The following is a 24,229-nucleotide window of genomic DNA, read 5'->3' as shown; positions in this document are numbered from 1 at the left end:
CCTGTTATTACCTACTGAAGAACAATTCATCTACTCGGGAATAGTCCACAGAAGTTGCACTCTTTCATGGACAGGCTTTCTCCACACCTCAATCAATTGAGCAACTATACTAACAGCGATTTCCTCAGGACCCTTTGCTCTAATATTCTTACCCACAGGTGAATAAATCCAGGTTGGGACATTTTCATATTTAAGCAGCCTTTTGGTTCTTTCCCGCGGCCCTAGTACACCTAAGTACTTTATATGCTCCTTACGTAACACCTCTAATATTTCTTGATCCCTCTCAAAATGATGTGTCATGATGACCACATAATCATAGGGAGAGAAGGAAATTTGCTTCAAAAGCTTTTTAGGAAAGCCCAATAGGAGCTGCTCAGCTTTTGGAAAATATTTTTTTTGACAAAACTCTTCCCGCCAATCGCATACCGTTACTGAAAATCCTGTTTCCGCGGCCAGGTGAACAAGCGGTTTTGCGTCTTGTCCTGCCCCGAAGACTATGAGCCTTGGCCTAGGTTGATACGTATGTTGATAAATGGAATCAGTTCCAGGAATGATTCCACTTTTAGATGTAAAGGCAATTTTAGGAATATCTCCTGACCAATTGCCAAACGGATCCCCTTCCTCCTCAATAAAAAGATACTCCCCCAATTCATCGAGCTTTTTTAACACAATTACAGGTTTACAGTTATCTAGGGATCTTTTTACAACAAAGAGATCTTCTGTTAATTTTTCAGAGACTGGCTCTAGTAAAATATCAATTGTTCCATTGCAGCCATTACCTTGACCCCAACTCATATCGTCTTCATCTGCCAAATTATAATGGAACATTTTTGCTTCCTGCTTTATGAAAACCTCTTGAGCTTTTATGGTCAAATCTGTTTCCAAGCAACCTGCAGTTAACATGCCTAATTGCTTCCCATCCTCACAAAAAAGCATGGAAGAACCTTCTCTTTTATATGCTGATCCTTGAACACGAACAATGGTTGCTAATACCTTTTGGCCTGGTTGATCAATGACTTCTAAAATTGGATAAATATCATCCATAAGACTCCTCCACTTCATACTCAAAAATTCCTATCTTATTTATATTAGTTTGGAGGCTATTCCTAGAATGATAAATTTTCAATGTGCCACTCATAGAAATAAATATATTGCAAAAAATAAACTGATTCTAAATCCAGCAAAGGATGAAGACATGAAAAAAAATCGTGCATTATTTTTAACAGCTGTCGCCTCTGGAACGATGTTAAATCCTCTTAATTCATCAATGATCGCCTTAGCATTACACAGTATACAGAAGGATTTTCAGCTTTCCTTTACAACCGTTTCGTGGTTGATATCCAGCTTTTATTTAGCAAGTGCAGTAGCACAGCCGGTTACTGGAAAGATTGGTGATATTTTTGGGCGGAAAAAAACCTTTTTAACGGGACTCATTTTAGTAGCCTTGTCAGCGTTTGGGGCACCTATGTCACATACCTTTCTCATGTTGCTTGTCATGAGACTGTTTCAATCGATAGGGAGCAGTGCCATTTATCCAGCAGGGATGTCGTTAATTCGAGACCATATCAAAGAAAGACAGGCCTCAGCCCTTGCCGTATTATCGATTTTCGCTTCGGCAATGGTAGCACTAGGGCCTACTATTGGAGGTTTCTTAATTGTTTGGGGCAATTGGCCAGCCATCTTCTGGGTAAATTTTCCCTTTATTATCCTCAGTTTTCTGCTGGGGTGGTATATGTTTCCGAAAGACATCAAACAAGATAAGGCTCAAATGAAGAAATTATTCTCCAACTTGGATTTTCTCGGAATCGGGTACTTCGCTGCAGGAATGGTATTCTTTTTATGGTTTTTGTTATCTTTTGAAGGAAAAATTCATTATCTGTCGGGGTTTGTTGGAATCATCTTTTTCGGTTTATTTGTTCTGAGGGAGTTAAGAGTCAAGGAGCCATTTATTGATATTCGCATTTTTAAAACACATCCAAAGCTTTCGATGGTGTACATCCAGTTCATATTTTTGAATATCTTTTTTTATTGTTTATTTTTCGGGCTGCCCAGTTATTTTCAAGAAGGATTGGGTTTAAGCGTGGAAATGAGTGGCTTGTTAATGTTATTTATGTCTGGAATAAGCATTATTATTTCATCTGTAACAGGAAAATGGATCGACCGGGCCGGTGTAAACCTGCCGATTATGGTTGGCTCTTTTATATCGATTATTGGTGCACTAGCTTTTATCCTGTTTTTTGTAAATACTTCCTATTTAGGCATTGGGATTATTTTATCAATCATGGGCTTAAGCTATGGAATTGGAAATGTTGTTCTCCAAGTGGCCATGGTTAAGGAGAGTCCAAAAGAGATTATTGGGACAACATCCGGCTTATTTCAAACCTGTCGATATTTGGGCTCCATTTTATCTTCAATCATTTTAGGATTAATCTTTGGGAAAGATGTTACAGCGGAAAATATGAAAATCATCGGGGAAGTTTTACTGTTCACGGGCATCATTAGCTTTTTAATGAGCCTATGGTTTTCTCGGGAGACATTTAACTATAGAAAAATGCGGCATGTTTAATCACACACTATTCGAATTTCAGTCCTCATGACTCCCATGAGGACAAAGCTTGCTCTTCGATTCTGATTTCTGTCCTCATGAACGCTCCATGAGGACAAATTTCGCTCTTCCATTCTGATTTCTGTCCTCATGAACTTTCCATGAGGACAAAGTTTGGTCTTCGAAACAGATTTTTGTCCTCATGAACAACTTACGAATGAATCGGCAAGACATAAAACAACACACAAAAAAAGTGAGCAACACTGGCTGCTAATACAAATAGGTGCCAGACTGCGTGGTGATATTTAAACCCACGCCACACATAGAAAATGGCTCCGAGTGTATACAGTGCGCCCCCAATAGCTAAATAGGTCATCCCTTCCAGAGATAGATTATTCACTAATGGTTTCCATGCGAAGACAATTAACCAGCCCATGACCACATAAAGCGCCGTTGATGAAAAAAGGTACTTTTTCACAAAAAAGCATTTAAAGACGGTACCCGCAATCGCAAGTCCCCAAACTATTCCAAAAAGTGACCAACCTAATGTTCCTTTGATTACGATTAATAAAAATGGTGTGTAGGTCCCGGCAATAAAAAAGTAAATTGACGAATGGTCAAAAATTTCAAAAATGTCCTTTGCCTTTCCTTCAGGTAAACTATGAAGCAAGGTAGATGACATATAAAGTATAAACATTGTTACTCCAAAGATCGTGAAGCTAACCACATGCCACACCGTTCCATATAGGGATGCATATACAATTAAAATAACTAACGCAGAAATGCTTAATAGTGCCCCCACTCCGTGTGTGATGGAATTAGCTAGTTCCTCTTTTTTTGAAAAAGTATGTGTAACTGCCAATAGGGTTTCCTCCTTTCAAGTAAAGCGCGATTCAATTAAATAGAAATGATATTCATGAAAATAACATGATTTGGAAAGGAGGACAATGGACATTTGTCATCTACCAAAACTAAAAAAAGTGAAACTTATCGTTAAGTATCACTTTCCTTTCTAACCTTATTAACATTATCGATTATTTTCTTAATATTTTCTCTCGGACTCCAGCAATTAAATTGGTAGTTCGTTTTTGTCTCAAAGCCTAAACGACTACAAAAGTAGAGCATCCCCTCTGGCTTTTTTTCTGCCTTAAAATGCCTGCATGTCGCACAACAATGGAAATCTTTCATTTACTCTCCTTATCTTTTCTTAAACTATTAATCTTTCGTTCATAATTTATTAATAATTATCCATTAAGATTTAAATAGGTTCACGGAAGAACCTTAAACCTCCGCCCCCTTAAAATATAGATTAGTTTGAATACCCGGCCCCATGGCCGGGTAATTTTTTTATAGAAATTTCCACACCTGGATAAGTATACTTCTCCTAAACCCTGTCAATAACAATACCAATCATGGAAATAGATGAGGTGTTGTATATGAAGGGAATTTATTTTATCAATGATCGTATTTGTTTAAATGGTCTAACTAAGGAAGAAAGTATTTCAGTTCAAGAACAATCCTTAAAGAAGATGATCCACGACCAAAAAATTCAAGTAGTAAAGTTCAACCCCTACCAGTTGAATGACTATTACACCATTCCACATGCACTTTTATACGATTTAAAAAAAGAAAAAGTTCCTATCGATTGTTTTTTGTATTACTCTTCACAGGTGATCGAAGATTTTATTTACAGCTATCCTGCTAAATGGCTGATTTTAAAAAGCTTCTTTAAGGAACTAATCTCCGTTGAGGAACAAAATGATTTAAATATTCAAGAAGTTGTTTAATCAAGAGAATTCTTTGCCTGCTTTCGATAAACAATAACAAAGTTAATCAGGATAATGATGACCATATAGGCGCCGTAAAGTCCGAAAGAATAAAGCTTGTTATTACTAAATGAAGCACCTGCATAAGACAAAAGCAGAATGTTTGGAACTTTTCCGATCATGGATGCGGTAAAAAATGTTAGCCATCTCACATGACTTAATCCACAAATGATATTGACAACCGGTGCTGGAATGATAGGAATTAATCGACAGGTTAATATCGCTACAAAGGAATTTCTGTTTAAAAACTCATCGTATTCCTGAACTTTTGGATATTTCATCAGTTTATCCTGGGCAAAATCGCGAAAACCATACCTGGATATGAAGAAGAAAGCCATCGTCCCAGCCATGGCCCCTGTTAAGGATACAAGCATCCCTTGGGCTGTTCCAAATACGGCTCCGATCATTCCTGCTAAAACTGGAAACGGGATGATAGGAAAAAAGACACATATCGACACTAATAACATACTAATGAAAATCGAAAAGGCTCCGCCTTGTTTAACAAGATGCAGTAATTCATCCTTTTGTAAAAAACCAATCGTAATAATTACTAGCAATATCCCTATACTTAAAATTCTTTTAAACATCCGACAACTCCATTCACTTCAATTTTTTTGATTAGCCTTATCATACTATATTTTTAATTTTGAAAAAATAAAAAGAGCCTTTCTAATGTTGAAAGACCCTTCTACTTATCACAATTAAAATGCAGTCCTTGCACCAAGGTACCTTGGTTTCCAGTAGGAATTTGTCATATCTGCAATCGATACACCTTTTGATCCCGCTTGAATGAATTGGTTGTTTCCTAAATAAATCCCTACATGTGTAGGACCAGGAGCGTATGTTTCAAAGAATACTAGATCTCCAGGCTTTGGGCTGCTGACAGCTTTCAGTCCAGACCATTGTGTTGCTGCCGTTCGTGGAATGGTTACTCCAACTTTATTAAATACATAACTTGTCAAACCACTGCAATCAAAACCTGCCGGCGTATTGCCACCCCATAAATACGGTGTTCCTATGTATTTTTTGGCTTCATCCATCACCAGTTGCGCCTTTGATATAGTTGGTGCAGGTGCTAGATTTGATGTACCTCCCGCAGTTACCTTTAAGACTTGTCCTACATAGATCGTATCTGATGTGAGGTTATTCAGTGATTTAAGCTGGGCAATGGAAAGTTTGTAGCGTACTGAAATAAGGTAAAGTGTGTCCCCTTTTTGGACCGTATAGGTAGGTGCAACTAGTTCGTGGCTGTGTGGTGCTAATAATGATAGCTTCTGATTTACATAGAGATTATCACTTGTTAGGTGATTCCAAGTTTTCAAGTCAGCAACTGAGACTTTGTTTGCTTGTGAAATCTTCCAAAGTGTATCTCCCGATTGGACAGTATAAATGTTTTCATGTGCACTAGCAGAACCAACAAATGTAGAAAACAGGATCCCCGCCGTTGCTACGAATGATAATAGTTGTTTTTTCATCGTAGTACCCCTTCAATTCGTTTGTGTACCTACATCATAAACGAACATTAAGGATGGAATAAACCCCAAGGATATGACTTACAAGGTAAAAAAATCCAATACTAGCAAAGAAAACCGTAAATATAACAAACACAATTAAGTAACTATCCACTATTTATCATGTTTTTCATGGAATCTTACATTATTTTTTAATGTTTTTGTAACATAAATGTAATAGAAAAGAAGTTTATGATTTTTATAGATATCACATAATTCTCACTAGGATGTAGAAATATTGTAACAATACTCCCATCCACTGTGGGCTGATAAACCTATAATAAACCTATAGTTTATAAATATTAATGAATTTGGGTGATGATGATGCAAGGAATAGGAAAAGGACATCCACATGCTATGGGGCACCCTCATGGAATGAGAAATGTAATAGATTATGATAAAAATCCATTTATCGTTATTTGGGAAGTAACGAGAGCCTGTCAGCTTAAGTGCATTCACTGTCGTGCTGATGCGCAGCTTACTCCAGACCCACGGGAACTTTCACATAAAGAAGGAATCAATTTAATTGATCAAATTTATGAGATGGATAATCCAATGCTCGTTTTTACAGGCGGGGATTGTATGATGAGAGAAGATCTTTATGAACTTGCTGATTATGCAATTAAAAAAGGGATGCGCGTTTCCATGACACCTAGTGCCACAGCGAATGTAACAAAAGAAAAAATGAAACTGTTCAAAGATGTCGGACTCTCACGCTGGGGCTTTAGTTTAGACGGCCCAACACCCGAGATTCATGATCATTTCCGCGGGACCCCTGGATCATTTGATTTAACCGTTGAAAAAATTAAATACTTAAATGAATTAGACATGCCGCTCCAAATCAATACAGTAATCTCTCGTTATAATTATGACTCGCTTGAACAAATGGCAAAACTAGTTGGCGAGCTAGGCGCTGTTATGTGGTACATCTTCCTACTTGTCCCAACTGGCAGAGGTCAAATGGACGCATGTATTTCTCCTGCTGAGCATGAAAAGGTGTTTCGTTGGTTGTATGAATTAAGCAAAACTGCACCATATGATATTAAAACTACCGCAGCACAACATTACCGCAGGGTTGTTTTACAGCAAAAGACGCGCGACCAGTTAATTGAAAAAGGTGAAATTCATTACGAAGACTCGATTACAACTGATTTTGCTTCCATGCATGATGGCTTGAAGCGTGCACCAAAAGGGGTAAATGATGGCAACGGCTTCGCCTTTGTCTCCCATATTGGAGATGTTATGCCAAGTGGATTACTTCCTATTGTCGGTGGTAACATCCGTGATACCCCGCTTGCAGAAATTTATCGTGAGGCAAAAGTATTTAAAGAACTACGTCAACCTGATAACTACAAAGGCAAATGCGGCGTCTGTGAATACAACAAAATGTGCGGCGGTTCCCGCTCACGAACTTATGCCGTAACAGGCGATTATCTGGAAAGTGAACCGTTCTGTGTTTATATACCACAAGCGATGCGGAATAAAGAAACTTCACCAATCGTATAACCATTATTAATTAGTAAAGAGGCATTCTGCTATATAGAATGCCTCTTTTTTTCCATTAAATCCTCAATTTCGAAATGGACAATAAAGACAGGGAAACTCCTTATATAATTTTGAAAATTGAACAATAAAAGTTATGATAAGGTTATACATAATATCTTTTTATGGAATGATAATCGAACGAACTAAGGAGTTAACATGATTAGAACAATTGCGATATCCCAAACTAACCAATTGAAACCAGACCTTTCAATTGAGGAACTGATAAGTGGAGATTTTCAATGGTATTGGATTGATTTTCATCAGCCAACCACCGAAGAAATCGAATTCCTAAGAACCCCTCTTTCCTTTCACCCACTAGCCATTGAGGATTGTATCCATACTTTACAGCGACCAAAGTTGGATTATTATGAAGATCACACTTTTTTAGTTACACAAGCACTAAATCAACAGATGTTTACTCGGGAAGAAATTGATTTCTTTCTTAGCAAGAACTATATAATTACTTTTCATCATAAATTTTCAACTGAAATTGAGGAAGTATGGAAACGTTTGAATTTATCGACTAACATAAAAACGTGGGATCCATCCCATGTTTTTTACCTTGTACTTGATAAAATGGTTGATAATTATTTCCCACTTGTCTATCAAATTGAAGATCGGTTAAATGAAATTGACGAGAATTCTAAAGGAAGATCAATGGAGGCATTGCTCGAGGATTTATTTGACACTAGACACCACCTCCTATCCTTGAGGCATACCATTACACCGATGCGCGATCTAATTTACAGGGTCCTAAATTCTCAGCGAATGACTTCCATTCAGAGGAAAAGGGAATACTTTTCCGATATTCATGACCATTTATTAAAATTAACCGAGATGATTGAGGCAAACCGTGAACTCACCACGGACATCAGGGATAGTTATATTTCGATAAATTCACACCAAACAAATCATGTAATGAAGGTCCTTACCGTTATTACCACCATATTCATGCCGCTCACCTTTATTGCAGGACTATATGGGATGAACTTTCATTATATGCCTGAGTTGACATGGAAATATGGATATTTCGCAGCCATTGGGCTGATGATTCTCGTAGCGATCGGCATGTCAGTTTGGTTTAAGAAAAAGGGATGGTTTAAATAAAAAGACTAGCTGCCGCTAGTCTTTCTTGACTTCTACTTATTTCCACTCTTCAAAGTCAACGGTTCCCCCTGTTAAATCAATCGTGTTGCGCTCACCCTTATAATAGGTTTTCCCATCCTTTTCAAAAATTAGATTCTCATACGTATAGACCTTTTGTCCGTTTGGAAGATGGATAACCACCTTTGGTCCCGGATTTTCTATTGGTGCTTCAATTCGAATTGTGTTTTGATAGAAATAACGAAAAGCAAAAAAACCGGCAGTTAATACAATACAAGCTAATATGAAAAAAAATAGACCCTTAAAGGATGATTGCTTCGGCTTAGAGTGGTATAATTCGGCTCTGGTCAACTTTTTCCCCTCCCATTGGTATATATTCTATTAGTTTTTTAAATAGTTAGAATATTTCCATTCATGCCCATACCGTCATTTTTTATTCCTATTTAAAAAAATTTAATACTTGTTAACCTATGCATCACCTAAGGAAAAGTTGATAATAATCGTATCTAGACACATCATTTTCGTAATTATGTATAATATTAGTGAAAGAAAACAGAAAGGGGTAATTGCTTTGCCTACTATAAATCCACAAGAAACCTTAAAATTAATCACTGACTTGGTATCCATTCCAAGCCCTTCAGGAAACACAAATGACGTGATTACCTTTGTTGAAAATTACCTTGCTGACTTACAAATCAAATCCTATAGAAACCGTAAAGGCGGTTTAATAGCCACAATTGAAGGTATTGATTCAAGTAATCACCGTATGCTTACGGCACATGTAGATACTCTCGGTGCGATGGTAAAGGAAGTAAAGTCAAATGGTCGCTTGAAAATTGACTTGATTGGCGGATTTAAATATAACTCGATTGAAGGAGAATATTGCCAAATCGAAACCAGCAGCAGCAAAAAATATTCTGGAACTATTTTAATGCACCAAACATCAGTCCATGTTTATAAAGATGCTGGGAAAGCTGAGCGAAATCAGGAAAATATTGAAATTAGAATTGATGAGAAAGTACATACTGCTGAGGATGTTCGTGCATTGGGAATTGAGGTCGGTGATTTTGTTTCATTTGACCCACGTGTAGAAGTAACACCAAGCGGCTACATTAAATCCCGCCACTTGGACGATAAAGCAAGTGTGGCCATTCTTCTGCAATTAATAAAGAAAATTAAGACTGAAAATATTACCCTTCCCTATACAACCCATTTCTTAATTTCTAATAATGAGGAAATCGGATACGGTGGAAACTCGAATATTACTCCAGAAACGGTTGAGTATTTAGCAGTCGATATGGGAGCAATGGGCGACGGACAATCGACAGATGAGTATACTGTTTCGATCTGTGTGAAGGATGCAAGTGGACCCTATCATTATGAGTTGAGAAAAAACTTAGTTCGACTAGCAGAAGAAAACAATATCCAATACAAATTAGATATCTATCCTTTTTATGGCTCAGATGCCTCAGCAGCGATCCGCTCTGGTCATGATATTGTCCATGGTCTTATTGGACCTGGCATCGATTCATCACATGCATTCGAGCGTACACACGAATCTTCCATTGATAACACTTCCAAACTACTGTATCATTACATTCAATCAGATTTAATCAGATAGGACTATTAAAGCTGGTGGTGGGTCCACCGGTTTTTTTACGATTCCATTTAGATTTTGTACAATTAATGATAAAAAGGTATAATAGACACTGGTTTAACTAGCATTCATCACTAGGAGATGAAAATATGTTTTCTAATATTGGAGTACCCGGATTAATTTTGATTTTAATCGTAGCCTTAGTCGTCTTCGGTCCAAACAAACTTCCTGAAGTTGGCCGTGCTTTTGGCAGATCGATTCGCGAATTTAAAAGAGCGACTGATGGAATTGCTGACGATATAAAGGAAGAGATAAAAGAGGAAATCAAAGAGACTAAACAAGAAACAATTAGTTTAAAAAAATAAGTTTTATGACTTATTGTCGTCAATCATTGGTAATTTCTTGCATCATTAAAAGACATCCAAAAAACATCCCCATCAACTGATTGAGGAGGATGTTTTTTGGATTATTTTTTAGTAAATGCTTGAAATTGATTCATTAATTTTTGCCTGGATTTTGGATTACGAAGTAAATATGCAGCACCTAGTGCAACGGTGGTCATCATTAAATTTTTCCTTCTCATTTCATACCTCCTCGGAATTAATCATTCTTAAATATTCCCTTTAATAAGTTATTTTAACAGCAGTAATTATTGACATCTTGTCATCATGAAGAGGTTGAATAATTGAAGATTGACCTGTTTAAACAAAGAAAAAACTAATCCCTTTGAATTAGTTTTTCGATAGAAGCTCATTACTTTTTCAGTAATTCTTTGATTTTTTGATTATGCTGTTTTGTTTGATCTAACAGTTGATTTAGAAGTACCACGGCCTGTTTATTGTCTTTCTTTTCAACGGCATTCCTTAATTCATGGAATGTCCTCCAATGTGACATTTCTTTTCCGCCATGTGCCTGTTTTATAAATTCCTCTTTTGTTAACTTACCTGCATCAAATTGTTTTTTTAGTTCTTCTATTTTCACCATTTTTTCTTTTTTCCATTGCTCACGTTTTTCAGCATTTTCAGGACTCATCCAATGGTTACTTAGTGTCTTCTTTTCCGCAAGGACGGTTGTCCACTCGCCTTTTTTATCTGGAGTATACTGGTCTACCCATGATAGAAGCATTTTCTCTCTTTCCGCCATCTTTGCTTGCCAATCTTTATGCATCATATGATGCTCTCTGCCCTCTTTACAATCACAAGGTGCTTTTTCCCTTTGCCCCCCATTATTGGTGTCAGGCACCGTTTGGTTTGCTCCAGCCATTCCAGGCACAGACAATAATAATCCTAATGATAAAAGTAACATTTTAAACTTCATAATTATCTCCTTCCGATTTTTTAATTAGTAAAATAAACCTTTTTTAACGGTACGGAATTATCATTCCCAGTTGGTAAAAAAAAATTTACCATTTCGACAAATATTTAGTTATAAAACACTTGAGATTTTATTTGGATTATCGTATTCTAAAAGCAGAGAAGATATGTGAAATGTTTCACAATAAATTAGAGAAAATACTTTACAAAAGTGTTAGGAGTGGGAAGTTATGAACAAACCAAAAATCGTCATCCTCGGTGCAGGCAACACTTTGGTGTAAGTAGAGAACCAGTGAAAGTTACTGTGAAACAGTAAACCTAACCATTATTTATGCAAATTTCCTTCCGGCCGGGGTCCCCTCCCCTTGCAGGAAATTGAATAGAATCATCCCTAAGAAATGTGCCTTCAATCCCCCAATTTAAGGCATTCAGCCCCATTCCAATTTTCTGGAGTGGGGCTGTATTTATCTCAACGTAATTTCTAGAGCCATTCTAATAATTCAAGTCGATTGCCAAACGGATCATGTACATGAATTCTGCTCGCCCCTGGAAGTAGATCGTCCTCTGTATACAAAACTCCCTTTTCACGTAGATGACCTTTTAATTCCTCGATATTTTCTACCACTAATGCAGGATGTGCTTTTTTAGCTGGTGAAAATGGTTCCTCTACCCCAATGTGAAGTTGAAAGGTCCCAAATTCAAACCAAACCCCACCGCGTTTCTTTAATTCTGCTGGCTTTTCTACTTCAATTAATCCCAGAATTCCATTGAAAAATTCCCTCGCGGTTTCTTCACAGCCCTTTGGGCCAGCAAGTTGAATATGATCGATCTTTTTTATTGCAAATGACATAGACACTCCTAAATTTGTCAATTATCCTCTCTATATTTTATTGATTTTATAATATTCTTTCAAGTTTGAACTTTCGTTTTTTAATTTAACTCTGTTAAACTGGGCTGTTGATTTCCACTCCAGGCGCTTCGCTCCAATCACCTTGGCTATAAAAATCAACTATGACCATAACACACCCAATAAAAAAGCTATTCCCGCAAACACGGAAATAGCATTCTCTAATAGACATCTCTTCTAGTAAAGACAAAAAATGAAACGAATAAGGCAACAGCCCACCATATAAGGAGGATTTGGATGGAAAATGAAAGATCCATGCCTTCAATCGGAGGTGCTGTTCCTTTCATATAATCGGTTAACCGTAAATTAACCATAAAAAAGTACTTTGCAGATTCCCAGGAGGATACCATGTTCGTTAATATAGCTCCTGAGATTAAGGAGGCAAGCATGACACCCATGCCGGCAGCCGTACTGCGAATCAAAACCGACAACATAAAGGATAAGGTACCGACGACAATAGAGACAAACCAGACCAGTCCAAAGTCCATTAATAAAAATTTCCATTGCCCCATAAGTTTGACTTCTGAAGTATTTAAGCCTGTTTCGGTCACATTAAATCCTGTTAAAATGGGTGCTCCCCAGCCTTTGTATCCAAACACCAAACCAGAAATCAAATAAGAAAGGATTCCTGAGATCGCAATAATTAAAGAAATGGCTAAGCAAAGCGTCAAATATTTACTTAAGAGTACCTTCCATCGTTTGACCGGCCTCGTCAATAGCAGTTTAATTGATCCTAAACTGTGCTCGGATGAAACCAAATCACTGGCAATGACCATGACCATTAATGGAATAAAGAGATCAATCGAGTTTTCTAAGAAAATCCTCATAAACGTTGGTGCACCAGGCTCAGAAGGATTAATATCATGATCCAGATAATATTGTTGCTGTTGCAGGGATATTTGCAGTTGTTTCTTCCATTCATCGGTAATCCGACTGCTGCTCAAACGATTGGTCGTATCAACAATTTGCTGTTGTAAAATTGTTCGCCAATCACTAGTTCCCAATTTTTCTCGTTGTGTTTGAACTTGTTTATATTGTGCATATGTAAATAACATGACAAGAACACCAATAATGATAGCAATAACAATAAGCCGCTTCTTGGCAATCAGTTTCATCATTTCATTTTGAATCAATTTATTCAATTGTATCACCCCCCGTAAGTTCGAGGAATAAATCTTCCAGGACTGGCATTTTTCGATTCATTTCAGTCACAGCAATTCCTGCTTCAACCAACTGCTTATTCCATAGAGGTATCTTTTGTTCATTAAATTCTGTCAGTATGGTACCATCTTCTGTTACATCAATTTTGGTTAACGAACTTAATACTTCCTTTCCCTTCTCAAGCGGATGAACCTGCCAAACGACTCTCTCGCGATTTGCCAGCAGTTGATGGACAGTATCCGTTCGAATAATCGTCCCTTTTGAAATAATCGCGACACGGTCACACAAAAGTTGAATTTCGCTTAGCAAATGACTGGAAACTAAGACGCTTAAGCCTTCATCCTCTGCAAGAAACCTGATAAATTGTCGCATTTCACGGATTCCTGCCGGATCCAACCCATTAGTTGGCTCATCAAGAATCAGCACTTTTGGTCTTCCTAATAAGGCTTGAGCAATCCCAAGACGTTGTCTCATCCCTAAAGAATAGGTTTTTACCTTATCATGAATTCTTTCTGTTAAACCAACAAGTTCAGTAACCTCTTTAATTCGTTGTTCTCCGATTCCTTCGAGCATTCTGGCAAAATGAAGGAGGTTATTATACCCGGAGAGATATGGATACAATTCTGGATTCTCGACAATACAACCAAGATTGGTCATTGCTTCTTGAAAATTCTCTTCTATATTCGCGCCACAAATGTGAATGCTGCCGGATGTGGGTTTGATTAATCCAACAAGCATGCGGATCGTCGTTGTTTTCCCTGCTCCATTTGGGCCTAGGAAGCCAAATACCTCTCCTTCCCGTAAATCGAAAGTCAATCCCTTGATAATTTCCTTTTTTCCAATTACTTTTTTAAGATTTTTTACAGATAGTGTAATTTTTTTCTCCATCGAATTCCTCTCCTTACCAGGTAAGCAATGAGGCTACCCGTTCGGCAATTAAACGATACCCTTTTGAATTTGGATGAAACTTGTCGGAATATAAGTAGTCATTAACCTTTAACTCAAACAAGTCGAAGGTTGGTATAAACACGATTTTTGGAAAAGAGGCACTGACTTCTGCACTATCGTAATTCCAGTGGCGGACCACTTTCGACATCTCTTTTCCCTGCTCTAATTCAATAAATGGATTATACAAACCAATGAAAAACACATTGGCATTTGTATTGTTTTTACGTATTTGCTCAAAAACAAACTTCAAATTATCCAGGTATTTCTTCTCAATCGCTGCAATATCTTCAGTTTCAAAATCGCTTAAGCCTTGCCCCCCGCGGAACAAGTCGTTTCCGCCAATCGTCACTAGGACAATATCCGCTTTTTGAATTTGGCGCCCTACTTCTTTTTCCTGTACTTGCTTCCTAAGAGATCCAGATCTTTGTCCATTGATGCCAAGGTTGGTCAACTGTACCTGACGCTTTGTTTTTCCCTTGATTTCATCAATCAAGACACCCACATATCCTTTTCCGGTTTCATCGCCTGTTCCTCGAGTTAACGAATCACCTAACGCCACGATGGTTAACCCCTTTTTATTTTCCACCTTGGAAACGGTTTTTGCTTCTGGAACCTTTTCTGGTTTTCCAGCATAAAATTCCCCTACCGCCCAGCCAAGCCCGATCAGCCAGAGGAGGCAAAATAATACAGCTATGCCCGTGATCGAACGTATGACATTTTTATTCATTAAATAACATCCTTTCTGGCCATTTCTCTATTTAATTTAATCATAGTTGAGATATGAATCAAACTTTCAAGGAACATATATCGTATAAAATACATAAAGTTCGAAAATTGTTAACTTCTACAACTATTTTCTCTAAATAAAAATCAAAGGAACCGTTGAGAGGACTCCTTTGATCTTAATTTGTTCTCCTATTTGGTTCCTGTTTCTATAACTACATTCCTTAATTTCCTAATCCCATAAATAATTACAATTAAAATGACAATAACTACGCTAGTTAAAATTAAATATTTCCTGATGAGCTCAAAAAAAACTTCCCATTGAGGACCAAGTATTTTTCCTAAAGAGATAAAACTAGAAACCCAAATCGCTGACCCGAGCCCTGTATACAAGGTATAAACCCTAATTGGTAAACGTGTAATCCCTGAAAAATAACCGATAAAATGCCTAAATACTGGAATAAATAAGGCAATGATTAATATTTTATTGCCATATTTTCTTAACCAGTTTGAAATTGAATTCAAACGATCTGGTTCTAAATGTAGCCGCTTCCCATGCTTTTCAAAAAAATGAATCCCCAGCTTACAGCCTACCCAATAGGAAAGCAACATTCCTAGCGTACAACCAGCTGTAGAAGCGAGTATACTTCCAATCCAATTAAGCTTTCCAAGAAAGGATAAAAATCCTGCATATGCCAACATTGCTTCCATTGGAATCGGAAGTGCAAAAATACCTAGAGTAATGGAAAGAAAAAGAACAAGATACCCGTACTCGTTCATGATCGTCGTTAAAAAATGCAATAATGTTAGCTCCTTTCCTAAAAGGGATATTTGGCATTGAAATGGCATCAATCTTATTGGTATTTTAACCAAACTTCTCTAATATAGTTATCGACTTGTAGATTCAAATTTATATTCTTTGAAAGGCTGTTCGTAAGTTCACTACAAAAATAAAGCCGACTTCTATTAGAAATCGGCTTGTTTCTCTGTTATTCTTCTAAATTCCCCATAGGACCAAAAAATTCAAAGTGAATTCTTTCTTGATTTACCCCTAATTCTTTTAATGAACGATTAATAGCTTTCATAAATGGAACAGGTCCACAGAAATAAAAATCGGCGTCCTTGGTTGTGATATTTTCTTTCAGCCACTCACGGGTTACATAGCCTTCAACATCAAAGAGGTTATTCTTGCGATCCTCTTCTGTTGGTGAATCGTAAAAGAAATAAGAATGTACGTTTTCAAGCTTTGATACCTCTTCTACTTCGTCTCTTAGTGCATGTACATTCCCATTCGCAGCTGCATGGACAAATGTTACCTTACGTTCTGGCTGGACTTCAACGACTGTTTTTAACATACTCATCATTGGTGTTAAACCAACGCCGCCACTTAGTAACACAACAGGAGTATTTTTCTCAGTATCAAGAACAAAATCCCCCGCTGGAGCACTTACTTTTAAAATATCTCCTTGGCTCACTCCATTGTGTAAGTAATTAGATACCATGCCGTCCGGGTTTGCAGTTCCCGCTTCGCGTTTAACACTGATTCGGTAATAGTCTTTACCTGGAGCATCTGATAGGCTGTATTGACGAATATGTGTGAACTTTTCACCAGCCATTTCTAGCTTGATACTAATATACTGACCAGGGGTAAAATCGGCAATTCCTTTGTTGTCTTCTGGTTTTAAGTGAAACGAGGTGATCACTTCACTCTCAACTACTTTACGGTCAACAATAAAGTTGCGAAATCCCTTCCAACCACCATGTTGATTTTCAGTTTCATCATATAATTCTGCTTCTACACTGATAAAAACATCTGCAATTACATTATACGCTTGGGCCCATGCGTCAATAATCTCGTCTGTTGCTGCATCACCTAATACATCCTTAATCGCTAGCAGTAGATGTTTACCGACAATCGGGTAATGTTCAGGCAAGATGCCAAGGCTTCTATGTTTTTGTGCAATTTGCTTCACTACTTGAAGAATAGCTTCCAGATTATCGATATACATGGCTGCGGCATATACCGTTCCAGCCAATGCTTTTTGCTGTCTGCCTTGTTTTTGATTAGCATGATTAAATATATTTAATAATTCAGGATGGTTGCCAAACATCAATTGGTAAAATCGAGTTGTAATTTTTTCCCCATGTTTTTCTAAAACAGGTACAGTTGATTTGATTATTTCAATCGTTTTTTGATCTAACATTTTAACACTCCCTATATATTTCACTGTTTCCATAGTGATTATATGATATTTAACACACGAAATAAGTGATTTAAATCACAGACTACTATTTTTGAATAATTAGAACTATGTACTTTTTAGTGTTTCTCGCCTAAAAACTTCACAAAGTTTTCATATTTTAACATGACAAATATAACTTGTTGGTTAATATTCCTTCTTGTAATGTTGAATCTAGTTATCAAAACAAATGGTATAAAACTAACATGTGTAATGAGCAATATTGAGATTATATGATATAGAAATAAGAGATTTCACTGGAGGAAGAGGATTAACATGAATGCAGCAAAAATTGCATGGATTACTGACACAACAGCTTCGCTAAGCAAAGAGTTTATCGAGCTAAATAATATACATGTAGTTCCACTTAACATTGTAATTAACCAAGAATCCTACAAGGAAACAATAGATATTACACAAAAAGAGTTTTATGAGCGAATGAAACATGAGGATTCGAAATTTCAAACCTCCCAGCCTGCCCTGGGTGATTTTGTGGAACTTTATACAAAGTTAAAGGAAGACTATGACTACGGAATAGCCATTCATGCTTCCAGTCTCTTATCAGGGACGTTTCAAACCTCTGTAATGGCAGCAGAAATGGCTGATTTTAAACTGTTTCCCATCGACTCCATGACAGGTTCCTACCCTCTTTCTTTTTTAATAAAAAAAGGGATCGAACTTGTGGAAAAAGGACTTGATAGCGGTGAGGTTGTCGCAGAATTAAATGCACTACGCGACATTACACGCTTATATTTAGTCCCCTCAAATCTGGACCAACTCAAAAAAAGCGGCAGAGTATCCGGCGGCCAAGCAATACTAGCTTCATTATTTAATATAAAGCCGATTTTAGCGATTGAAGACGGTGGCGCAAAGATAAAAGATAAGGTTCGAACCGAAAAAAGAGCGATTTCATGGTTGATTAATAATTTACAAACAGACTTGGAAACAAAGAATGTTAGAAAAGTTGCTATCGTTCATGCTAATGATATCGAGAGAGCTGCCGTGCTTGAACAATTAGTCAACGAAACATTCCCTGATATCCAAACTGAATTAATGATGCTGATTACTGTGGCAGGTGTGCATACTGGGGTAGGAACGCTTGGACTTTCGTGGGTGTGTGAATAATGAAAAGGAAAGGACTGGGGGATCTAATACATATGAAAATATAAATTTTTCGAAAAAGCTTATTCCCGAAGATGCCAAGATTGGTCTTGTCGTTACAAATAATTTTCATCTCTACCGGGCAGTCTCAATTGCCCGTGATTATGGCCTACAGGTGCAGGGACTCCCAGCAGAAACACCATGGATTGCTGTGGTAAAATCCTATTCCCGCGAATATTTGGCGATTACTAAATTCTATCTAAAAAGATATTTCCTTGATTAATTTCGAGATTTGATATCAATTGTGAAAGAATTGATCGGTTTTTCATAATAAAAAAGAGTACTGAAATTCAGTACTCTTTTCTAATACCAAACATCTCAACTATTACTAGTTTTTGCATATACACACGTATCTCTTAAATCTTGGCCATCTGCAGACATTTCATCATTTCTAAAAATGCCTTCTAAGGTAAACCCTAATCGTTCAGGAATGGCCCGACTTTTGATATTTTTTGAGTCACAACGAATTTCAACCCGTTTTGCATTGAGTTCAGTAAAGGCAAATTTCGTTATCGCCTCTGCCGCCTCCGTTATATACCCCTTCCCGCTAAAGCGCGTATCAATCCAGTAACCTATTTCAACCTTTGGGATATTCCAGTTGATCCTGTGCAATCCAGAAGAACCGATGAATTCTCCTGTTTCTCGATTAAATATATGTAACCTTAAATCCTCACGGGTTAAAAACTTAGCATGTGCCTCACGCATATTTACTTCTACATCTTCCTCGGTTTGCTCGTGGTGGGCCCAAGGCATCCATTCTTTTATTTCATTTAACGAAGACTGCATTGCTTGGTACACCACTTTACCATCTCCGGGCAGAGGCATACGTATTAATAATCTTTCTGTGTAAAATTGATTTGGAAAGTCTAGTAGTATTGGTTTCATAATCTTGCCCTCCTTCTGAATATAAATAATTCGCTACGATCATTGTTCATTCCTTTTTTCAGAAAGAAATATGGAGGAGCCGATTCGCTGATAGAATGGGAATATTCGCTGATTAAATCATTAAATTCTCTGATTGAATTGATAAATTCGCTGATTGAATCAATAAATCCGCTGATTGAAAAATCCGCTGATACACCGAAAGTTTAATTCGCCCATTGAACTGAGAAATTCGCTCATAAAACCAAGAAATTCGCCCATTCAATTGAAAAATCCGCTCATAAACTTAATTTCGTTCACAGTTGCAGACAATATATAATAAAAGAGACCCTTCCCAACCAGGAAGAGCCCGAAAGTTTGCTATTTTTAGTATGCTTTTGCCCAATAAACCATTTTATTGGCTTCTTTTCCACAGCATACACATTTGTCAGATACTTTTTCTTGCTCGAATGGCAAACATCTAGATGTTGCCCCAGTATCTTCTTTAATTTTTTCCTCACAAGCTAATTCGCCGCACCACATGGCCTTGATAAAACCTGGTTTTGCTTCGAGTGATTGCTTTAACTCATTAAGTGTTACAGCAACAGTGGTTCTTTCTTCACGATGAGTAAGTGCTTTATTATATAAATTTGTTTGAATTTCATCTAATAACTCAACAAGCTTCGTTTCTAATTGGTCGAGCGGAACAAACACTTTCTCTAAAGTATCGCGTCTTACTAAGACCACTTGCTTGTTTTCGATATCTTTAGGTCCCACCTCAAGACGGACTGGAATACCTTTCATTTCATACTCATTGAACTTCCAGCCTGGCTTTTTATCACTAGCATCGATCCCTACACGTACAACACTTGATAAAGTCTCTTTTAACTCATAGGCAAAATCAAGAACGCCTTCTTTATGCTGAGCTATCGGCACAATCATCACTTGAGTTGGTGCAGCTTTTGGCGGAATCACAAGGCCGCGGTCATCGCCATGCACCATGATTAAGGCACCGATAATCCTTGTGGTGAAGCCCCAAGAGGTTTGATGCACATATTGGAGCTTTCCTTCTTTGTCTGTATATTGAATGTTAAATGCCTCGGCAAATCCTGTGCCGAAGTGGTGGGATGTACCAGACTGTAATGCTTTTCCATCATGCATTAAGCTTTCTATCGTAAAAGTAGCTTTCGCACCTGCAAACTTTTCTTTTTCCGTCTTTTGGCCTTTTACAACTGGAATCGCAAGAATTTCTTCACAAACTGCGGCATAAACATTTAGCATTTTAATGGTTTCTTCCATAGCCTCTTCGTCAGTTGCATGCGCGGTATGACCTTCCTGCCATAAAAACTCTAATGTCCGTAAAAATGGACGGGTTGTTTTTTCCCAACGGACCACGTTTGCCCATTGGTTATAAAGCTTTGGCAGATCTCTGTAAGAATGGATGATGTTACTATAATGCTCGCAAAAAAGAACCTCTGATGTAGGGCGGACAACTAATCGTTCTGCCAGCGGTTCAGATCCGCCATGTGTGACCCACGCCACTTCTGGTGCAAAACCTTCAACATGATCTTTTTCTTTTTGCAGCAAGCTTTCAGGAATAAACAAAGGCATATAAACATTTTCATGCCCCGTTTCTTTTATACGGCGATCCAATTCATTTTTTATATTATCCCATAAAGCATAACCATATGGTCGAATAATCATCGAGCCACGAACACTTGAATAATCAATTAAGTCAGCTTTTGTTACTACATCGGTATACCACTGGGCGAAATCATCGTCCATTGCAGTTACATCTTTTACAAATTCTTTTGCCATGTTTGACACCTCATTAAATTTTTTTAAATAAGTAACGGTCGCTCCCGCTTTTCTACACAAAAAGGCCTTGATCCTCAAAAAAGGGACCAAGGCCTGGCGGTACCACCCTAAATTCATAAAGCTAAAAAGCTTTATACACTTTCCATGATAACGGACATTATCCGCATGTATCTTCATATGTATCCGATACAGAACTCAGAGGCAGGTTCAAATGACCATCTTAAGAAACCTCGCACCATTGGTTTCCTCTCTTGATAAGACCTTTTCACTTTACTAATCCCCGTCACAGTTTCAATAGTATTTTTGAAAATTATATATTTCATTATAAAAAAAGTCAATTTTTTTTATGGAATATATTGCTGAAGCCTGCAATTTTCCTTCAAATTTACTTTAAACGTCTAAATAAATCAGTTAAAATGCTAGTAATTAAAAAAATGGGGTGGCTTACTTGGAAAAAGAAAAGGAAGATCTCCAACAAGAGGAAGAAGAAAAAGAGTTTCTACTTGAATATATCAAGATGCAGAATGAGGCCATGAAAAGAATTTTTAAAAATACCCTTGATAAAGAAAATAAAGAATAAAATCGATCTCCTACTATTCCATATCCTTGTTTAACCTCATTAATATTCATAAAACGTTCATATTAATCACTAAAAATACAAATTTGAATGGGTTATTTCCATTTATAATACTCATATGTTGTAAATTATTTAATGAATAAATCATACACATCTGAGGAGACATAAAATGAATATTTTTGCGATTATTTCGGCAATTGTAGTTGCCATTGGTACCGGATATTCCATTTATTCTGTTTACCGTCATAAAAATAAGCTAGCCAATACATCTGGGATTATGATTAGTATGGTCATCGCGGTAATCACAGGGTTACTGACCGGCAGTATCATTGGCATCATTTCCGGTGAGATTTTTCTAGTAGTAGGAGTCAGTATGATTATTGGTTTCGTCGTAGGTTTCTTAGCTGGACACCCCGTTGGGATATTAGCCATCCTAATGGGATCAATTTCTGGTTTAATGGGCGGGATCATTGGAGCTATTCTCGGTGCATTTCTTCAATTTATTAATCCTACTATTTTACTTGGAATCTTGTTAGGTTTTTATATTTTAATTATTGGATTCGTGATCATGTATATTTTCGTGGAATCGAATAATAAATTATCCCTTGATACACAAGAGCTCTCACCATTTGCGATCATCGCAGGAGGCGTTGTGATAGTATCATTATTTTTATTTATGTATAGCAGTGATATGGTCGAAATTCCTGGTCAAAGTCAAACAACGCAAACAGCAACTAAACAAGCTGCTACTAGTCAAGAGGTTCCCAAAACGAAAGTTGATGTGACAAAGGAAAGCAAGCCACTTGTAAAGATGGAAGTAACCACACAGGGGTACACACCTAATGTTATTCTAGTTAAAAAGGGTGTACCAGTAGAACTAGAAATTAAAAATCCATTGGATAGTAGTAATTGTATATCCACCTTTATGATTCCTGATTTTAATATTAACAATGTCAACCTAAAAACTGGAACAACAAAACTAACTTTTACCCCGGATAAGTCCGGAGAATATACCTTTAGCTGCGGAATGCAAATGTTTAAAGGGACAATTATTGTTGAATAAGAATGCCAAAAGCACACGACAACTTCATTCGTGTGCTTTTTGTTTAGAAAAAAACAAATTCAATTTTTTGGGGTTTTTGGAAAAGTAATTTCAATTGTTGTCCCTTTACCAAGGGTGCTTTGTATCTTTGTTTTTCCATGATGCTTCTCAATAATCCACTTGGCAATCGACAGGCCCAATCCTGTTCCCTCGGCAGCCGTTCTAGCTTTATCGCTTTGATAGAATCGGTCAAAGATTTTAGGGATATCCATTTCAGGAATACCAATTCCGTTATCTTTTACTTTAAGGAAAATAGACGAATGAGTATGTCCGCAAGATAGCAGGATCTCTCCTCCTTCCATTGTATATTTCATCGCATTGTCCAATAGTATGACGATAAGTTGATGAATTCTCGCTTTATCACCAAAAAAGGTAACAGGTTCAGCTGCTTCTATCCGCAGTGATTTTTCTTGATACATAACAATTTCTTCGTATTGTTGATGGATTTCTTTTAAAAGTTCATTTAGATGGAACGTTTCCTTTTTCACTTCAATTTGGTCAGAGTCCGATCTCGCCAGTGTCAATAAGTTGGTGACTAATTTGGAAAGTCGCCTGGATTCATTTGAAATCGTTGATACATCAAGAATTTTATCCTTTATTGTTGCAGCGGGAGACCGAAATAGTAAATCCGTTTTTGCTTGGATGACGGCTAATGGGGTTCTTAACTCATGCGAAGCATCGGAAACAAATTCTGTCTGCTTTTGCCAAGCCTTTTTAATCGGTACAAGTGCCTTTCCTGCTAAAAAATAACCAGAAGCAACTGCACAAATGATTCCAACTCCCATACCAATCAGCATTATCAACAATAGTCTTTCGAGTAATTTTTGTTCAGAGTTTACATTACGGATGAATTGAACAGTGATTTTTCCTAGTTGAGGATGATCCACTTCGAAGGCAATATACCTAAACGAAAAATCTTCTACATCAACATCCTTTAAGGTATTTAATGTTTTTGGGCGAATCAGCTTCTCATTATCTTGAAAAATTTCAGAATCACGGTTTTGTTCCAACAAGAGCTGATTATTTTCATCCCAGATTAGGGTCAATATCCGGGGATCTCTCCTGATAAATTTAGGAATAGGCCCCCCATCGTCCCCACGAATTTCACCTGGTCCCTCCGGCTGCTTTTGAAAATGTTCAATCGATTCATGGAGCGATTGGTTTACATCCCTATATAATTTATTCTCTGTGTAAAAATAAATAACGCTTCCGAGTGCGCTGATAAGTACAATAAAGACTAATGAATTTAAAAATGTCAGCTTAATAAGTGTTTGCCGAAACATGAGATGC

General features: G+C 37.2%; 25 protein-coding genes and 1 other annotated feature. Of the genes, 10 read left to right on the top strand and 15 right to left on the bottom strand.

Annotation, left to right across the window (positions count from 1 at the left end; translation table 11 throughout):
• Window positions 1-30: 30 nt before the first annotated feature.
• Window positions 31-1,044: an XdhC family protein gene (locus J7E67_RS09560; RefSeq protein ID WP_214712813.1), complete on the bottom strand. Its 1,014-nt coding sequence runs from the start codon at window positions 1,042-1,044 to the stop codon at window positions 31-33.
• Window positions 1,045-1,195: 151 nt separating this feature from the next.
• Between J7E67_RS09560 and J7E67_RS09555 the strand changes: the two genes are divergently transcribed.
• Complete coding sequence (locus J7E67_RS09555) at window positions 1,196-2,566, top strand: MFS transporter (protein WP_214712991.1); 1,371 nt, start codon at window positions 1,196-1,198, stop codon at window positions 2,564-2,566.
• A 190-nt stretch (window positions 2,567-2,756) separates the two neighbouring features.
• Here J7E67_RS09555 and trhA read toward each other — a convergent pair whose 3' ends face one another.
• Window positions 2,757-3,407: a PAQR family membrane homeostasis protein TrhA gene (gene trhA / locus J7E67_RS09550; protein ID WP_214712815.1), complete on the bottom strand. Its 651-nt coding sequence runs from the start codon at window positions 3,405-3,407 to the stop codon at window positions 2,757-2,759.
• Between the two features lie 574 nt (window positions 3,408-3,981).
• Between trhA and J7E67_RS09545 the strand changes: the two genes are divergently transcribed.
• Window positions 3,982-4,332 carry a hypothetical protein gene (locus tag J7E67_RS09545; RefSeq protein WP_098934025.1) on the top strand — a complete coding sequence of 117 codons (351 nt, stop codon included), beginning with the start codon at window positions 3,982-3,984 and terminating at the stop codon, window positions 4,330-4,332.
• Here the strand turns inward: J7E67_RS09545 and J7E67_RS09540 are convergent.
• Window positions 4,329-4,958, bottom strand: a complete 630-nt coding sequence (locus J7E67_RS09540) for a TVP38/TMEM64 family protein (protein ID WP_214712817.1) — start codon at window positions 4,956-4,958, stop codon at window positions 4,329-4,331. The two genes, J7E67_RS09545 and J7E67_RS09540, sit on opposite strands and share 4 nt — an antisense overlap.
• A 114-nt stretch (window positions 4,959-5,072) precedes the next feature.
• Window positions 5,073-5,846 (bottom strand): C40 family peptidase, encoded by a 774-nt coding sequence (locus J7E67_RS09535; protein WP_214712819.1) that lies wholly within the window; start codon window positions 5,844-5,846, stop codon window positions 5,073-5,075.
• 411 nt (window positions 5,847-6,257) lie between these two features.
• Here J7E67_RS09535 and J7E67_RS09530 point away from each other — a divergent pair, with 411 nt between their 5' ends.
• Window positions 6,258-7,388, top strand: coding sequence for a TIGR04053 family radical SAM/SPASM domain-containing protein (locus J7E67_RS09530; RefSeq protein WP_251026662.1), 1,131 nt, complete (start codon window positions 6,258-6,260; stop codon window positions 7,386-7,388).
• A 195-nt stretch (window positions 7,389-7,583) separates the two neighbouring features.
• Window positions 7,584-8,534, top strand: a complete 951-nt coding sequence (gene corA / locus J7E67_RS09525; RefSeq protein WP_214731468.1) for a magnesium/cobalt transporter CorA — start codon at window positions 7,584-7,586, stop codon at window positions 8,532-8,534.
• A gap of 36 nt (window positions 8,535-8,570) precedes the next feature.
• Here the strand turns inward: corA and J7E67_RS09520 are convergent, their stop codons facing one another.
• Window positions 8,571-8,882, bottom strand: a complete 312-nt coding sequence (locus J7E67_RS09520) for a hypothetical protein (protein ID WP_214712828.1) — start codon at window positions 8,880-8,882, stop codon at window positions 8,571-8,573.
• 178 nt (window positions 8,883-9,060) lie between these two features.
• Between J7E67_RS09520 and J7E67_RS09515 the strand changes: the two genes are divergently transcribed.
• On the top strand, window positions 9,061-10,152 hold the full coding sequence (locus J7E67_RS09515) for a M42 family metallopeptidase (RefSeq protein WP_214712993.1): 1,092 nt from the start codon (window positions 9,061-9,063) through the stop codon (window positions 10,150-10,152).
• 125 nt (window positions 10,153-10,277) lie between these two features.
• A complete protein-coding gene (locus J7E67_RS09510) occupies window positions 10,278-10,493 on the top strand; it encodes a twin-arginine translocase TatA/TatE family subunit (RefSeq protein WP_098934029.1) in 216 nt (71 codons plus the stop codon).
• 388 nt (window positions 10,494-10,881) lie between these two features.
• On the opposite strand, the gene J7E67_RS09505 is transcribed toward J7E67_RS09510, so the two are convergent.
• The 7 genes from J7E67_RS09505 to hmpA all read right to left on the bottom strand — a co-directional run bounded on the left by J7E67_RS09505 (window position 10,882) and on the right by hmpA (window position 17,384).
• On the bottom strand, window positions 10,882-11,445 hold the full coding sequence (locus J7E67_RS09505) for a hypothetical protein (protein ID WP_214712830.1): 564 nt from the start codon (window positions 11,443-11,445) through the stop codon (window positions 10,882-10,884).
• A 477-nt stretch (window positions 11,446-11,922) separates the two neighbouring features.
• Complete coding sequence (locus J7E67_RS09500; protein WP_214712832.1) at window positions 11,923-12,291, bottom strand: VOC family protein; 369 nt, start codon at window positions 12,289-12,291, stop codon at window positions 11,923-11,925.
• 218 nt (window positions 12,292-12,509) lie between these two features.
• Window positions 12,510-13,490 carry an ABC transporter permease gene (locus J7E67_RS09495; RefSeq protein WP_214712834.1) on the bottom strand — a complete coding sequence of 327 codons (981 nt, stop codon included), beginning with the start codon at window positions 13,488-13,490 and terminating at the stop codon, window positions 12,510-12,512.
• Complete coding sequence (locus J7E67_RS09490) at window positions 13,483-14,397, bottom strand: ABC transporter ATP-binding protein (RefSeq protein ID WP_214712836.1); 915 nt, start codon at window positions 14,395-14,397, stop codon at window positions 13,483-13,485. Before J7E67_RS09490 ends, J7E67_RS09495 begins: the two co-directional genes overlap by 8 nt.
• A gap of 13 nt (window positions 14,398-14,410) precedes the next feature.
• Entirely contained in the window at window positions 14,411-15,184 is a 774-nt protein-coding gene (locus J7E67_RS09485) for an SGNH/GDSL hydrolase family protein (RefSeq protein ID WP_214731467.1), read from the bottom strand.
• 188 nt (window positions 15,185-15,372) lie between these two features.
• The gene (locus J7E67_RS09480) at window positions 15,373-15,981 is read right to left on the bottom strand and encodes a DedA family protein (RefSeq protein WP_214712840.1); all 609 of its coding nucleotides are present in this window, start codon (window positions 15,979-15,981) and stop codon (window positions 15,373-15,375) included.
• A gap of 188 nt (window positions 15,982-16,169) precedes the next feature.
• Window positions 16,170-17,384, bottom strand: coding sequence for an NO-inducible flavohemoprotein (gene hmpA, locus J7E67_RS09475; RefSeq protein ID WP_214731466.1), 1,215 nt, complete (start codon window positions 17,382-17,384; stop codon window positions 16,170-16,172).
• Between the two features lie 312 nt (window positions 17,385-17,696).
• Between hmpA and J7E67_RS09470 the strand changes: the two genes are divergently transcribed.
• Both J7E67_RS09470 and J7E67_RS09465 read left to right on the top strand, forming a co-directional pair.
• Entirely contained in the window at window positions 17,697-18,545 is an 849-nt protein-coding gene (locus J7E67_RS09470) for a DegV family protein (RefSeq protein WP_214712844.1), read from the top strand.
• Window positions 18,520-18,804, top strand: a complete 285-nt coding sequence (locus J7E67_RS09465) for a YdcF family protein (RefSeq protein ID WP_214731465.1) — start codon at window positions 18,520-18,522, stop codon at window positions 18,802-18,804. Before J7E67_RS09470 ends, J7E67_RS09465 begins: the two co-directional genes overlap by 26 nt.
• A gap of 95 nt (window positions 18,805-18,899) precedes the next feature.
• Here the strand turns inward: J7E67_RS09465 and J7E67_RS09460 are convergent, their stop codons facing one another.
• Together J7E67_RS09460 and proS are read right to left on the bottom strand one after the other, a co-directional pair.
• Window positions 18,900-19,466, bottom strand: a complete 567-nt coding sequence (locus J7E67_RS09460) for a GNAT family N-acetyltransferase (protein ID WP_214712848.1) — start codon at window positions 19,464-19,466, stop codon at window positions 18,900-18,902.
• A 363-nt stretch (window positions 19,467-19,829) separates the two neighbouring features.
• A complete protein-coding gene (gene proS, locus J7E67_RS09455; protein WP_214712850.1) occupies window positions 19,830-21,260 on the bottom strand; it encodes a proline--tRNA ligase in 1,431 nt (476 codons plus the stop codon).
• 78 nt (window positions 21,261-21,338) lie between these two features.
• Window positions 21,339-21,556: a binding site (T-box leader), on the bottom strand.
• Between the two features lie 152 nt (window positions 21,557-21,708).
• Here proS and J7E67_RS31825 point away from each other — a divergent pair.
• Both J7E67_RS31825 and J7E67_RS09450 read left to right on the top strand, forming a co-directional pair.
• Window positions 21,709-21,840 carry a hypothetical protein gene (locus J7E67_RS31825; protein ID WP_285290482.1) on the top strand — a complete coding sequence of 44 codons (132 nt, stop codon included), beginning with the start codon at window positions 21,709-21,711 and terminating at the stop codon, window positions 21,838-21,840.
• 166 nt (window positions 21,841-22,006) lie between these two features.
• Window positions 22,007-22,900: a cupredoxin domain-containing protein gene (locus J7E67_RS09450; RefSeq protein WP_214731464.1), complete on the top strand. Its 894-nt coding sequence runs from the start codon at window positions 22,007-22,009 to the stop codon at window positions 22,898-22,900.
• Between the two features lie 59 nt (window positions 22,901-22,959).
• Here J7E67_RS09450 and J7E67_RS09445 read toward each other — a convergent pair whose 3' ends face one another.
• A complete protein-coding gene (locus J7E67_RS09445) occupies window positions 22,960-24,222 on the bottom strand; it encodes a sensor histidine kinase (protein WP_214712854.1) in 1,263 nt (420 codons plus the stop codon).
• Between the last annotated feature and the right edge of the window lie 7 nt (window positions 24,223-24,229).

The sequence above is a fragment of the Bacillus sp. ISL-46 genome (genome assembly GCF_018613205.1).
The sequence above is the reverse complement of the archived record's forward strand: the minus strand, read 5'-3'. Positions and strand labels throughout refer to the sequence as shown.

Excerpts from the sequence above, each read along its gene's own strand:
- proS (WP_214712850.1), bottom strand. The coding sequence starts at position 21,260 with ATGGCAAAAGAATTTGTAAAAGATGTAACTGCAATGGACGATGATTTC.
- corA (WP_214731468.1), top strand. The coding sequence starts at position 7,584 with ATGATTAGAACAATTGCGATATCCCAAACTAACCAATTGAAACCAGAC.
- J7E67_RS09445 (WP_214712854.1), bottom strand. The coding sequence starts at position 24,222 with ATGTTTCGGCAAACACTTATTAAGCTGACATTTTTAAATTCATTAGTC.
- J7E67_RS09460 (WP_214712848.1), bottom strand. The coding sequence starts at position 19,466 with ATGAAACCAATACTACTAGACTTTCCAAATCAATTTTACACAGAAAGA.
- J7E67_RS09530 (WP_251026662.1), top strand. The coding sequence starts at position 6,258 with ATGAGAAATGTAATAGATTATGATAAAAATCCATTTATCGTTATTTGG.
- J7E67_RS09505 (WP_214712830.1), bottom strand. The coding sequence starts at position 11,445 with ATGAAGTTTAAAATGTTACTTTTATCATTAGGATTATTATTGTCTGTG.
- J7E67_RS09555 (WP_214712991.1), top strand. The coding sequence starts at position 1,196 with ATGAAAAAAAATCGTGCATTATTTTTAACAGCTGTCGCCTCTGGAACG.
- J7E67_RS09510 (WP_098934029.1), top strand. The coding sequence starts at position 10,278 with ATGTTTTCTAATATTGGAGTACCCGGATTAATTTTGATTTTAATCGTA.
- J7E67_RS09540 (WP_214712817.1), bottom strand. The coding sequence starts at position 4,958 with ATGTTTAAAAGAATTTTAAGTATAGGGATATTGCTAGTAATTATTACG.
- J7E67_RS09515 (WP_214712993.1), top strand. The coding sequence starts at position 9,061 with ATGTATAATATTAGTGAAAGAAAACAGAAAGGGGTAATTGCTTTGCCT.
- J7E67_RS09485 (WP_214731467.1), bottom strand. The coding sequence starts at position 15,184 with ATGAATAAAAATGTCATACGTTCGATCACGGGCATAGCTGTATTATTT.
- J7E67_RS09500 (WP_214712832.1), bottom strand. The coding sequence starts at position 12,291 with ATGTCATTTGCAATAAAAAAGATCGATCATATTCAACTTGCTGGCCCA.
- J7E67_RS09560 (WP_214712813.1), bottom strand. The coding sequence starts at position 1,044 with ATGGATGATATTTATCCAATTTTAGAAGTCATTGATCAACCAGGCCAA.
- J7E67_RS09450 (WP_214731464.1), top strand. The coding sequence starts at position 22,007 with ATGAATATTTTTGCGATTATTTCGGCAATTGTAGTTGCCATTGGTACC.
- J7E67_RS09545 (WP_098934025.1), top strand. The coding sequence starts at position 3,982 with ATGAAGGGAATTTATTTTATCAATGATCGTATTTGTTTAAATGGTCTA.
- hmpA (WP_214731466.1), bottom strand. The coding sequence starts at position 17,384 with ATGTTAGATCAAAAAACGATTGAAATAATCAAATCAACTGTACCTGTT.
- J7E67_RS09490 (WP_214712836.1), bottom strand. The coding sequence starts at position 14,397 with ATGGAGAAAAAAATTACACTATCTGTAAAAAATCTTAAAAAAGTAATT.
- J7E67_RS09535 (WP_214712819.1), bottom strand. The coding sequence starts at position 5,846 with ATGAAAAAACAACTATTATCATTCGTAGCAACGGCGGGGATCCTGTTT.
- J7E67_RS09470 (WP_214712844.1), top strand. The coding sequence starts at position 17,697 with ATGAATGCAGCAAAAATTGCATGGATTACTGACACAACAGCTTCGCTA.